General features: G+C 52.5%; 12 protein-coding genes and 1 pseudogene. 10 read left to right on the top strand and 3 right to left on the bottom strand.

The window, feature by feature from the left end; genetic code table 11:
- Positions 1-2 precede the first annotated feature (2 nt).
- Entirely contained in the window at positions 3-386 is a 384-nt protein-coding gene (gene grcA / locus C2U43_RS19320) for an autonomous glycyl radical cofactor GrcA (protein WP_003037563.1), read from the top strand.
- Positions 387-465: 79 nt separating this feature from the next.
- Here the strand turns inward: grcA and eamB are convergent, their stop codons facing one another.
- Positions 466-1053 (bottom strand): cysteine/O-acetylserine transporter, encoded by a 588-nt coding sequence (gene eamB, locus C2U43_RS19315; RefSeq protein WP_079935361.1) that lies wholly within the window; start codon positions 1051-1053, stop codon positions 466-468.
- A 102-nt stretch (positions 1054-1155) separates the two neighbouring features.
- On the opposite strand from eamB, the pseudogene C2U43_RS19310 reads away from it, so the two are divergent.
- A pseudogene (locus C2U43_RS19310) lies at positions 1156-2052 on the top strand (LysR family transcriptional regulator).
- A 17-nt stretch (positions 2053-2069) separates the two neighbouring features.
- Here the strand turns inward: C2U43_RS19310 and srmB are convergent.
- The gene (gene srmB / locus C2U43_RS19305; protein WP_003835340.1) at positions 2070-3398 is read right to left on the bottom strand and encodes an ATP-dependent RNA helicase SrmB; all 1329 of its coding nucleotides are present in this window, start codon (positions 3396-3398) and stop codon (positions 2070-2072) included.
- Between the two features lie 130 nt (positions 3399-3528).
- Here srmB and trmN point away from each other — a divergent pair, with 130 nt between their 5' ends.
- Positions 3529-4266: a tRNA(1)(Val) (adenine(37)-N(6))-methyltransferase TrmN gene (gene trmN / locus C2U43_RS19300; protein ID WP_020996709.1), complete on the top strand. Its 738-nt coding sequence runs from the start codon at positions 3529-3531 to the stop codon at positions 4264-4266.
- Here the strand turns inward: trmN and nadB are convergent.
- Entirely contained in the window at positions 4251-5873 is a 1623-nt protein-coding gene (nadB, locus tag C2U43_RS19295; RefSeq protein ID WP_003037572.1) for an L-aspartate oxidase, read from the bottom strand. The genes trmN and nadB overlap by 16 nt on opposite strands.
- Positions 5874-6136: 263 nt before the next feature.
- Between nadB and rseD the strand changes: the two genes are divergently transcribed.
- The 7 genes from rseD (at position 6137) to lepB (ending at position 12032) form a co-directional block, all read left to right on the top strand.
- The gene (gene rseD / locus C2U43_RS29425; protein WP_122973798.1) at positions 6137-6301 is read left to right on the top strand and encodes a rpoE leader peptide RseD; all 165 of its coding nucleotides are present in this window, start codon (positions 6137-6139) and stop codon (positions 6299-6301) included.
- Entirely contained in the window at positions 6298-6873 is a 576-nt protein-coding gene (rpoE, locus tag C2U43_RS19290) for an RNA polymerase sigma factor RpoE (RefSeq protein ID WP_003037573.1), read from the top strand. Before rseD ends, rpoE begins: the two co-directional genes overlap by 4 nt.
- Positions 6874-6904: 31 nt before the next feature.
- Positions 6905-7555 (top strand): anti-sigma-E factor RseA, encoded by a 651-nt coding sequence (gene rseA / locus C2U43_RS19285; RefSeq protein WP_008785497.1) that lies wholly within the window; start codon positions 6905-6907, stop codon positions 7553-7555.
- A complete protein-coding gene (gene rseB / locus C2U43_RS19280) occupies positions 7555-8511 on the top strand; it encodes a sigma-E factor regulatory protein RseB (RefSeq protein WP_003835334.1) in 957 nt (318 codons plus the stop codon). Before rseA ends, rseB begins: the two co-directional genes overlap by 1 nt.
- Positions 8508-8972, top strand: coding sequence for a SoxR-reducing system protein RseC (gene rseC / locus C2U43_RS19275; RefSeq protein ID WP_003037576.1), 465 nt, complete (start codon positions 8508-8510; stop codon positions 8970-8972). The genes rseB and rseC overlap by 4 nt, the downstream gene beginning before the upstream one ends.
- 270 nt (positions 8973-9242) lie before the next feature.
- On the top strand, positions 9243-11042 hold the full coding sequence (lepA, locus tag C2U43_RS19270) for a translation elongation factor 4 (RefSeq protein ID WP_003037577.1): 1800 nt from the start codon (positions 9243-9245) through the stop codon (positions 11040-11042).
- Between the two features lie 15 nt (positions 11043-11057).
- Entirely contained in the window at positions 11058-12032 is a 975-nt protein-coding gene (gene lepB / locus C2U43_RS19265; RefSeq protein ID WP_003835329.1) for a signal peptidase I, read from the top strand.
- Positions 12033-12185 lie beyond the last annotated feature (153 nt).

Here is a 12185-nt window from a genome sequence, read left to right as displayed (position 1 = left end):
AAATGATTACAGGTATCCAGATTACTAAAGCTGCAAACGACGACCTGCTGAACTCTTTCTGGCTGCTGGACAGCGAAAAAGGCGAAGCACGCTGCATCGTTGCGAAAGCAGGTTTCAATGCTGATGAAGTCGTTGCAGTCAGCAAACTGGGCGAAATCGAATACCGTGAAGTACCGGTAGACGTACAGCCGGAAGTCCGCGTGGAAGGTGGTCAGCACCTGAACGTGAACGTTCTGCGTCGCGAAACGCTGGAAGATGCAGTTAAGCATCCGGAAAAATATCCGCAGCTGACCATCCGTGTTTCTGGTTATGCAGTGCGTTTCAACTCTCTGACCCCAGAACAGCAGCGCGACGTTATTGCTCGTACCTTTACTGAGAGCCTGTAAGGCTCACGGGGAATAACCCCGTTTAGTAGAGAATCAAAAAGCGGAAGATGCCAGTGCGTCTTCCGCTTTTTTGCATCTGTTAGTAAAAGATCCTCACCGCGCAATACACCAACAGCAGCGCCAGAATGATATTCAACTGTCGACCGTAACGGCGAAAAACGCGCTGAAAAAGATGGCCCGCCAGCGCCCAGCAGGCATTCCCGAAGGTGCCGATCAGCGCTAACAGAATACTCACCCCAATCAGCCAGTGGGCGTCCTGAGTGTACGGTAATACGAACGTGGATAACGCGGTAATGCCGTACAAAATGATTTTCACGTTAACAAACTGCAAGCCAAAACTTGCCCAGAAGCTAATCGGCTCTGACTGCAATCTATCGTTCGAGGTCGGGCTGGTGGCGATCTTCAGCGCCAGCCACAGGATATAAGCGGCCCCAGCCCAACTAAGCCAATGGATGATGGCTGGATCCATGACCGCCAGTGAAAATGAAATCCCGGCGCACATCATCATGACGATTAAAAAGCCCAGACTCATTCCGGCCAGTACGCGTGTACTCTGACGAAAACCGTGTGACGTCGCGGCGCTGAGCGCAAGGATGTTGTTTGGTCCGGGGGTTAGCGCGGTAATCAATGTATAGGTCCAGAATGCACTTAAAAGCGTGGGGGTCACTTGTTATCTCCTCTGTTTTGGTAGACAGTACCCGAGGCAAAATATTAAAAAAAATGAATGTTTTTGCATTCTGAGTTCGATATTTTCGATGGGTTGGTGCGGATGGATTTACGTCGGTTTATTACGCTAAAAACGGTGGTGGAAGAGGGTTCATTTCTGCGGGCATCACAAAAACTGTGCTGTACGCAATCAACGGTTACCTTTCATATTCAACAGCTTGAGCAAGAGCTTTCGGTGCAGTTGTTTGAAAAAATTGGTCGCCGGATGTGTCTCACCAGTGAGGGAAAACGGCTGATGCCGCATATCCATGACCTGACGCGCGTGATGGCATCGATTCGACAGTCGGCACATCAGGATGCGCAGCCGAGCGGCGATCTACGTGTCGCAACAGGCGAAACGCTGCTGGCGTATAAAATGCCGCAGGTTTTACAGCGATTTAAACAACGTGCGCCCCATGTGCGGCTGTCTTTACAGTCGCTCAACTGTTATGTCATTCGCGATGCATTGCTCAGTGATGATGTTGATCTGGGGGTCTTTTATCGGGTGGGTAATGACGATGCCCTGGAGTTGATGCCGCTTGGCGATCAGTCACTGGCATTAGTTGCTTCGCCACTGCTTCAGCACGTTGATTTTACTCAGCATAACCAGCACATTCCCTGCAGTTTTATCATTAATGAGCCGCAATGTATTTTCAGACAACGCTTCGAGGGGCTACTGCGTAAACGACAGATTACGCTGGAAAATACCATTGAGTTATGGAGCATTGAAAGCATTAAGCAGTGCGTATCGGCAAATCTTGGGATCAGCTTTTTGCCGCATTTTGCCGTCGAGAAAGAGTTACGTTCAGGGGAGTTGATTGAATTACCGTTCAGTGAACAACCTGAGTTAATTACGGCATAGTGTGGTTATCATGCCGGAAAAGTCGTTAGCCCGGCGATGCGGGTGTTTCTTGAGTGCATTGAAGAGAGTTTTGCATCACGTGAAAAAATGCCGGGCTAAATGGCCCGGCATTCGGTTTACTCTTTGTCGGACTGCTGGGTAGCAGCGCCGCTCGGCTTACGACGTTTGCCGATATTTTTGGCGTCGCGGTGACGTTTTTTCACCCGCGGCTTCTCTTTCTCTTTCGCCTTTTTCTCAGCGCGCTTCGCCAGCACTTTCTTGGATGGCTTACCGTTAGATTTCTCACTTGGCGCGCGCGTGGTTGGACGCAGTTCGTCAATGACGCGAGCTTTCAGCGGTTCGTCAATATAGCGGCTCGCTTTGCCGAGCAGCAGGTGGTCGTGCGCTTCAACCAAAGAGATCGCAGTGCCTTTACGGCCAGCACGACCGGTACGGCCAATACGGTGCAAATAGGCATCGCCACTGCGCGGCATGTCGAAGTTAAACACGTGGCTGACGTCAGGAATATCGATCCCGCGAGCGGCAACGTCGGTTGCTACCAGCACGTTCACACGACCATCGGTCAGGCGTTTGATCGCTTCGTTACGTTTGTTCTGCACCATCTCGCCTTCGAGATAGCAGTTATTAATGCCCGCCTGGCGCAGCCAGCCTGCCAGTTCGTGCACACGCTCACGTTTGCGTACGAAGACAATCGAGCGAGTCGCTTCCGGCTGTTTTAACAGGTGGATCAGCATGGCAGTTTTGTGCTCGATGTCATCGGCACGGTAGTAAAACTGATGGATCTTCTTGCGTTCGCGGGTGGACGGATCCGCTGAGACTTCGACCGGGTCTTCCAACAGACGCTCGGCAAAATCTTTAATCGCATCGCCTTCCAGCGTGGCGGAAAACAGCATGGTTTGCTTACGCCAGCGTGTTTCACCGGCGATATGCTCGATGTCCTGGGCAAAGCCCATGTCCAGCATACGGTCTGCTTCATCGAGAATTAGCGTTTCAACCGCATGGCAGTCGAAGTTTTCTTCTTTAATGTATTGCAGCAGACGACCCGTGGTGGCGACCACGATGTCCTGGTTTTCGCTAAAGACTTCCATGTGGTTCATGTAAGCCACGCCGCCGGTAATCGTAGCGATATCCAGATGCGTATTCTTCGCCAGTTCACGAGCGTGTTCGGCAACCTGCATCGCCAGTTCGCGCGTTGGCGTCAGGATTAAAATGCGCGGCGGACCAGATTTCTTGCGCGGGAAGTCGAGCAGGTGCTGCAACGCTGGCAGCAAATATGCCGCCGTTTTACCGGTGCCTGTCGGCGCAGAACCGAGTACATCACGGCCATCGAGCGCAGGCGGAATGGCGGCAGCCTGAATGGCGGTCGGGCGAGTGAAACCTTTTTCCTGGAGGGCATCCAGAAGGCTTTCATCGAGTTCAAGTTCGGAAAAAGTCGTTACAGTCATGTTCTACCTCTGAGTGGGGCGCTGATTATAGACGTTACGGCTGCAATCTTCATCTGTTTGTATGGATATACCTTCTCAGGTATTGTTTTTATCCTATGTTATCGTTTTTTTTCCAGGAAGGTTGTTCTTCATGCCCCAGTCTACATCCGTACTGAGACGTAATGGATTTACTTTTAAGCAGTTTTTTGTGGCACACGATCGCTGTGCAATGAAAGTCGGAACAGACGGCATTTTATTGGGGGCCTGGGCCCCCGTTGCGGGCGTAAAGCGGATCCTGGATATTGGTACCGGGAGTGGCTTGTTGGCGCTGATGTTGGCCCAGCGCACGGATGAAAACGTCATCATTGACGCCGTGGAGCTTGATGTCGATGCCGCGCAGCAGGCGCAGGAGAACATCGCGCAATCTCCGTGGATGCATCGCGTGAGTGTTCATACAGAGGATGCACAGCAGTGGATACCGCGTCAGACCGTGCGTTTTGATTTGATAATCAGCAACCCTCCCTATTATGAACAGGGCGTGGAATGTGCAACACCGCAGCGCGAGCAGGCGCGCTATACCACCACGCTCGATCACCAGATGTTGCTTACGCTGGCGGCGGACAGCATTACGGAAGAAGGTTTTTTTTGTGTCGTGCTGCCGGAACAGATTGGGAACGCGTTTACCCAGCAGGCATTAAGTATGGGCTGGCATCTGCGATTACGTACGGATGTAGCAGAAACGGAAGCCCGACTACCGCATCGGGTATTGCTGGCATTCTCCCCGCAGGCCGGGGAGTGCTTTAGCGACAGGCTGGTGATTCGTGGGCCAGACCAACGTTACTCTGAAGGTTACACGGCGCTGACCCAGGCGTTTTACCTGTTTATGTGATGACTTAGCGGCGAGAGAATGGACGGGCCGGCTTCTGGAAGTTGCTCTGGGTAATCCAGCGTGTAGTGCAGGCCCCGACTCTCTTTGCGCATCATTGCGCAGCGGACAATCAGCTCGGCAACCTGCACCAGATTGCGCAGTTCCAGCAAATTGTTCGACACGCGGAAATGGGCGTAATACTCGTCGATTTCCTGTTGCAGCATGGTGATACGGCGCAGAGCGCGCTCCAGGCGCTTGGTCGTACGCACAATACCGACGTAATCCCACATAAACAGCCGCAGCTCATGCCAGTTATGCTGGATAACAACCAACTCATCCGGATTTTCTACCCGGCTTTCATCCCAGCCCGGGAGCGTGCTAACGCCGCGAGCATAAGGCATGCGCCTGTCGATATCTTCAGCCGCGGACCAGCCATAAACCAGACACTCCAGCAATGAGTTCGATGCCATCCGGTTGGCGCCATGCAGGCCGGTGTAACTCACTTCGCCGATCGCATACAGCCCGTCGACATCGGTACGGCCAAAGTCATCCACCATCACACCGCCGCAGGTATAGTGCGCGGCAGGCACGATGGGAACCGGCTCTTTGGTTAAATCAATGCCCAATCCCAGCAACTTTTCATAAATCATCGGGAAATGCTGACGAACAAATTCTTCCGGCTTATGGCTGATATCGAGGAACATGCAATCTGCACCAAGGCGCTTCATTTCATGATCAATGGCGCGGGCGACAATATCGCGGGGAGCCAGTTCGCCACGTTCGTCAAAATCGGGCATAAAGCGTGAACCGTCCGGGCGCTTCAGGTGCGCGCCTTCGCCGCGCAGCGCTTCGGTCAGCAGAAAATTGCGTGCCTGCGGATGATACAGCGCAGTCGGGTGAAACTGGTTAAACTCCAGGTTGGCGACGCGGCATCCTGCGCGCCAGGCCATTGCAATCCCGTCACCCGAGGAAATATCCGGATTGGTGGTGTATTGATACACCTTTGATGCGCCGCCGGTGGCCAACACTACCGACTTCGCATGGCAGGTTTCGACGGCTTCTTTATTACGATTCCAGATCCATGCGCCGACTACCCGACGCGTTCCTGGCAGGCCAATTTTATCGGAGACAATCAGGTCGACGGCGTTGCTACGCTCAAGAACCCGGATATTGGGGTGATTTTGTGCCTGGCTGACGAGGGTGGTTTCGACTTCTTTGCCGGTAGCATCCGCAGCGTGCAGGATGCGTCGATGGCTGTGACCGCCTTCACGGGTCAGGTGATAGCTCTCTTCGCCGTTAGGCTGAACCTGTGTATCAAATAAGACGCCCTGATCGATAAGCCATTGAACGCAGGTGCGGGCATTGCTGGCGACAAATTCAACCGCATGGCGATCGCACAGCCCGGCCCCGGCAATCAGCGTATCTTCAACGTGGGAGTCGATACTGTCGGTTTCATCGAAAACCGCGGCAATACCCCCCTGGGCATAAAATGTCGAGCCTTCGCTGACCGGCCCTTTGCTCAGGACAATAACCTGATGTTTTTCAGCCAGGCGCAGCGCCAGTGAGAGTCCGGCAGCCCCGCTGCCAATGATCAGCACGTCACAGGATAATTCAGGAGTCGTATTCATGATGTTTGTTTAATTTACTAAACAGTGTTTGGTCACCATAGCACCACATTGCGCGATACTGCACGTTTTATTTTTAAATGTGTTGCAATGACTAAACATGAAGGAAAAGCATGATGAGGGCGAAATAGGCAAAAATATTTTGTGAAGCAGGCCGTTAGCATCAGATTATGTGATGAAATAAAGTGCCCGTTGGGTTACTCTGCAAGCGGTGAAATGGGCATTTCTGTACAGATAGTGCGTTGATCGGGTTATGTAGACTTATAATGAGAGATAAGACCTGTCTACAACATGACAAACAAAAAACAATGCGTAACGGAACTTTACGAAACTTGAGCACTCTAAGCATTTGCTTGCTCATAGTGAAGCTGATGGAGTGGCGTTTCGAAAGCGCGTGGAAATTTGGTTTGGGGAGACTTTACCTCGGATGAGCGAGCAGTTAACGGACCAGGTCCTGGTAGAACGGGTCCAGAAGGGAGATCAGAAAGCCTTTAACCTACTGGTAGTGCGCTATCAGCATAAGGTGGCGAGTCTGGTTTCTCGCTATGTACCGTCGGGTGATGTACCCGATGTAGTACAAGAAGCATTTATCAAAGCCTATCGTGCGCTGGATTCGTTCCGGGGAGATAGTGCTTTTTATACCTGGCTGTATCGTATTGCAGTCAATACAGCGAAGAATTACCTGGTCGCTCAGGGGCGTCGTCCACCTTCCAGTGATATTGATGCGATTGAAGCAGAAAATTACGAAAGTGGCGGAGCACTGAAAGAAATTTCGAACCCTGAGAACTTAATGTTGTCAGAAGAACTGAGACAGATAGTTTTCCGAACTATTGAGTCCCTCCCGGAAGATTTACGCATGGCAATAACCTTGCGGGAGCTGGATGGCCTGAGCTATGAAGAGATAGCCGCTATCATGGATTGTCCGGTAGGTACGGTGCGTTCACGTATCTTCCGAGCGAGGGAAGCTATTGATAATAAAGTTCAACCGCTTATCAGGCGTTGACGATAGCGGGATACTGGAAAAGGTATTAGGCATGCAGAAAGAGAAACTTTCCGCTTTAATGGATGGCGAAACGCTGGATACTGAGTTACTCAAAGAGCTAACTCACGACCCGGAAATGCAAAAAACCTGGGAGAGTTATCACCTGATTCGCGATTCCATGCGAGGTGATACCGCCGACGTTCTCCATTTCGATATTTCCGCCCGCGTAATGGCCGCCATCCAGGATGAGCCAGTACGTCAGACGGCGCCATTGATTCCTGAGGCCCAGCCAGCACCGCACCAGTGGCAGAAAATGCCATTCTGGAAGAAAATGCGTCCGTGGGCCGCGCAGCTTACCCAAATGGGTGTGGCCGCGTGCGTATCACTTGCAGTTATCGTTGGCGTCCAGCACTATAATGGGCAATCTGAAACGTCCCAGCAGCCCGAAACACCGGTATTTAATACATTACCGATGATGGGTAAAGCCAGTCCGGTTAGCTTGGGTGTACCTTCTGACGCGACGGCCAGCGGCGGTCAACAACAGCAGGTACAGGAGCAGCGTCGTCGTATTAATGCCATGTTGCAGGATTACGAATTGCAACGTCGACTGCACTCTGAACAGCTTCAGTTTGAGCAGGCCCAAACACAGCAAGCCGCTGTGCAGGTGCCAGGAATTCAAACTTTAGGAACGCAATCGCAGTAATGAAGCAACTTTGGTTTGCCATGTCACTTGTGGCTGGTAGCCTGTTCTTCTCTGTAAACGCCTCGGCCAATCCTGCGTCCGGGGCGTTGTTGCAGCAGATGAATCTGGCCAGCCAGTCGCTAACCTATGAGCTGTCATTTGTCAGCATCAATAAGCAGGGTGTTGAATCCCTACGTTATCGTCATGCCCGCCAGGATAACCGTCCACTCGCGCAACTATTACAAATGGATGGACCGCGCCGGGAAGTGGTGCAACGCGGCAACGAAATTAGCTATTTTGAGCCTGGTCTCGAACCGTTCACGCTGAACGGCGATTATATCGTTGACTCTCTGCCATCCCTGATTTACACCGATTTCAAACGCCTTGCTCCCTACTATGATTTTATCTCAGTAGGCCGCACCCGTATTGCCGATCGGCTCTGTGAAGTGATCCGCGTTGTGGCGCGTGACGGCACCCGTTACAGCTATATCGTTTGGATGGACACGGAGACCAAACTGCCAATGCGTGTCGATCTCCTCGATCGTGATGGCGAAACGCTGGAACAGTTCCGTGTGATCTCCTTTACCGTGAATAACGGTGTTAGCGACAGCATGCAGACGTTAGCAAAAGCGAATTTACCACCGTTGCTGTCGGTTCCTGCAGGCGAGAAAACCAACTTCAACTGGAGTCCGTCGTGGTTGCCACAAGGTTTCAGTGAGGTCTCAAGCAGTCGACGTCCGCTGCCGACGATGGATAACATGCCGATTGAATCACGCCTTTATTCTGATGGCCTGTTTAGTTTCTCCGTGAACGTAAACCGTGCGACGCAGAACAGCGCCGATCAACTGCTGCGTACTGGCCGCAGAACGGTCAGCACCAGCGTGCGTGATAACGCGGAAATTACGATTGTGGGCGAGCTTCCACCACAAACGGCGAAGCGTATCGCGGACAATATCAAGTTCAGGGCAGCACAATGATTAAAGAGTGGGCGACGGTCGTCTCCTGGCAAAATGGTCTGGCGACGGTCAGCTGTGATGTTAAAGCATCATGTAGCAGCTGTGCTTCCCGGGCCGGATGCGGGAGCCGCGTACTGAACAAACTGGGACCACAGACCACACACACTATCGTGGTGCCCTGCGACGAACCCTTGACCCCTGGTCAAAAAGTTGAACTGGGCATTGCCGAAGGTAGCCTGCTGGGTTCGGCGATGCTGGTCTACATGTCTCCGTTGGCGGGACTGTTTCTTTTCGCGGCGCTGTTCCAGGTGCTGTTTGGTTCCGATCTTGCGGCATTAAGCGGCGCAGTGCTGGGGGGCGTGGGCGGATTCCTGATTGCTCGTGGATACTCTCGTAAGCTTGCTGAGCGCGAAGCCTGGCAGCCGGTCATTCTGAACGTTGCTCTCCCACCCGATCTTATTCGCGTCGAAACCCAGCAGTGATATCTTTGCCTGATGGCGTTGCGCTTATCTGGTCTACAGCGTGCTCAGATGCAGGCGTAGGCCGGATAAGGCGTTTATGCCGCCATCCGGCAAAAGTTTCACCGACTTTGCAAGGTTGTTTCCAGTTCCCGCTATCCTTGCTCTATGAACGTTTCCTCGCCTCAGCGTTGTAGTGTAGAATGCGGCGTTTCACTTAAACAGACGTTAAGCTCAGATCAGCGACTTCTCAGAGCCTGCTCCGGCGGGCGTAAGGCACAATAATTACACTATATGAAGAACATACGTAACTTTTCAATCATAGCTCACATCGACCACGGTAAATCGACGCTGTCTGACCGTATTATCCAGATCTGCGGTGGCCTGTCTGACCGTGAAATGGAAGCGCAGGTTCTCGACTCGATGGATCTTGAGCGTGAGCGCGGTATTACTATCAAAGCGCAGAGCGTGACGCTCGATTTCAAAGCATCTGATGGTGAAACCTATCAGCTTAACTTTATCGACACCCCGGGCCACGTTGACTTCTCGTATGAAGTTTCCCGCTCGCTTGCTGCCTGTGAAGGCGCATTGCTGGTTGTTGATGCCGGACAGGGCGTAGAAGCGCAGACCCTGGCTAACTGCTATACCGCCATGGAAATGGATCTGGAAGTAGTACCGGTACTGAATAAAATTGACCTGCCAGCCGCCGATCCTGAACGCGTAGCGGAAGAGATCGAAGATATCGTTGGTATCGATGCGACGGATGCCGTTCGCTGCTCGGCGAAAACCGGCGTTGGCGTCACTGACGTTCTTGAACGTCTGGTACGCGATATTCCGCCGCCGGAAGGCGATCCGGAAGGCCCTTTACAGGCGCTGATCATCGACTCCTGGTTCGATAACTACCTTGGCGTGGTGTCACTGGTGCGTATTAAAAACGGCACTATGCGTAAAGGCGACAAAATTAAAGTAATGAGCACCGGTCAGGTCTATAACGCCGACCGTCTGGGCATCTTCACGCCAAAACAGGTTGACCGTACCGAGCTGAAATGCGGCGAGGTAGGTTGGTTGGTTTGTGCGATTAAAGACATCCTCGGCGCACCGGTTGGTGATACCCTGACACAGGCGCGTAACCCGGCAGACAAACCGCTGCCTGGCTTTAAAAAAGTGAAGCCGCAGGTTTACGCTGGTCTGTTCCCGGTGAGCTCTGACGACTACGAAAACTTCCGTGACGCGCTTGGCAAACTGAGCCTGAACGACGCCTCCCTGTTCTACGAACCGGAAAGCTCTACCGCGCTGGGCTTCGGCTTCCGTTGTGGTTTCCTTGGTCTGCTGCACATGGAGATCATTCAGGAACGTCTGGAGCGTGAATACGATCTGGATCTGATCACCACCGCGCCGACCGTAGTCTACGAAGTTGAAACCACGGCGAAAGAGACTATCTACGTCGATAGCCCGTCCAAGCTGCCGCCGCTGAACAACATCTACGAACTGCGTGAGCCGATCGCTGAGTGTCACATGTTGCTGCCGCAGGCTTACCTTGGCAACGTCATCACCCTGTGTATCGAGAAGCGTGGCGTCCAGACCAACATGGTTTACCACGGTAACCAGGTGGCGCTGACGTATGAGATTCCAATGGCGGAAGTCGTACTCGATTTCTTTGACCGTCTGAAGTCGACCTCTCGCGGCTATGCGTCGCTGGACTATAACTTCAAACGCTTCCAGGCGTCTGACATGGTGCGTGTTGATGTCCTTATCAACAACGAACGTGTCGATGCACTGGCGCTGATTACCCACCGCGACAACTCCCAGAGCCGTGGCCGTGAACTGGTTGAGAAGATGAAAGATCTGATCCCTCGCCAGCAGTTTGATATCGCGATCCAGGCGGCCATTGGTACGCACATCATCGCGCGTTCAACGGTTAAGCAGCTGCGTAAAAACGTTCTGGCGAAATGCTACGGTGGTGATATCAGCCGTAAGAAAAAGCTGCTGCAAAAACAGAAAGAGGGTAAAAAGCGCATGAAGCAGATCGGTAACGTCGAACTGCCGCAGGAAGCGTTCCTCGCCATTCTGCATGTCGGTAAAGACAGCAAATAATCTTAAGGAGTTGGCATGGCGAACATGTTTGCCCTGATTCTGGTGATTGCCACACTGGTGACGGGCATTTTATGGTGCGTAGATAAATTCATCTTCGCGCCAAAGCGCCGGGAGCGTCAGGCAGCAGCGCAAGCTGCTGCAGGTGATTCACTGGATAAAGCTACGCTGAAAAAAGTGGCACCTAAGCCAGGCTGGCTGGAAACCGGGGCGTCCGTTTTCCCGGTACTGGCGATTGTGCTGGTGGTGCGTTCATTTATCTATGAACCATTCCAGATCCCGTCAGGTTCGATGATGCCGACGCTGCTTATCGGTGACTTTATCCTGGTGGAGAAATTCGCCTACGGGATTAAAGATCCGATTTACCAGAAAACGTTGATCGAAACCGGTCATCCGAAACGCGGTGATATCGTGGTGTTTAAATACCCGGAAGATCCGCGTCTGGACTACATTAAACGTGCTGTCGGTTTACCGGGAGACAAAGTAACGTACGATCCAGTGGCGAAAGAGGTGACTATTCAGCCAGGATGCCGTTCCGGTCAGGCGTGTGAAAACGCGCTGCCGGTAACGTACTCTGATGTTCAGCCAAGTGATTTTGTACAGACCTTTGCTCGTCGTAACGGCGGTGAAGCGACCAGCGGCTTCTTTGAAGTTCCGCTGAACGAAACGAAAGAGAACGGTATTCGCCTCTCTGAGCGTAAAGAAACGCTGGGTGAGGTTACGCACCGCATTCTGACCGTGCCGATTGCGCAGGATCAGGTGGGGATGTATTACCGTCAACCTGGTCAGCCGTTGGCAACATGGATCGTTCCGCCGGGACACTACTTCATGATGGGTGATAACCGTGATAACAGCGCGGACAGCCGTTACTGGGGATTTGTACCGGAAGCGAATCTGGTTGGTAAAGCGACCGCTATCTGGATGAGTTTCGATAAGCAAGAAGGTGAATGGCCGACCGGTGTGCGTTTAAGCCGTATTGGTGGCATTCACTAATCACCGATAATCGTTCACGTTGTCGTCATTACGACGGCAGCGTGAATTATTTCTCGGATAAATTCCCGCAGACTAACGACATCCCTTGTCGTTGTGTATAGAATATTCCCCCGAAGTTTTAGGTTGGCACCGACAGGTTGCCACGGCACACGA

Origin of the sequence: Citrobacter freundii complex sp. CFNIH9 (assembly GCF_002903305.1) — a bacterium.
GTDB lineage: Bacteria > Pseudomonadota > Gammaproteobacteria > Enterobacterales > Enterobacteriaceae > Citrobacter > Citrobacter portucalensis.
This window is presented reverse-complemented; position numbering and strand designations above follow the sequence as displayed.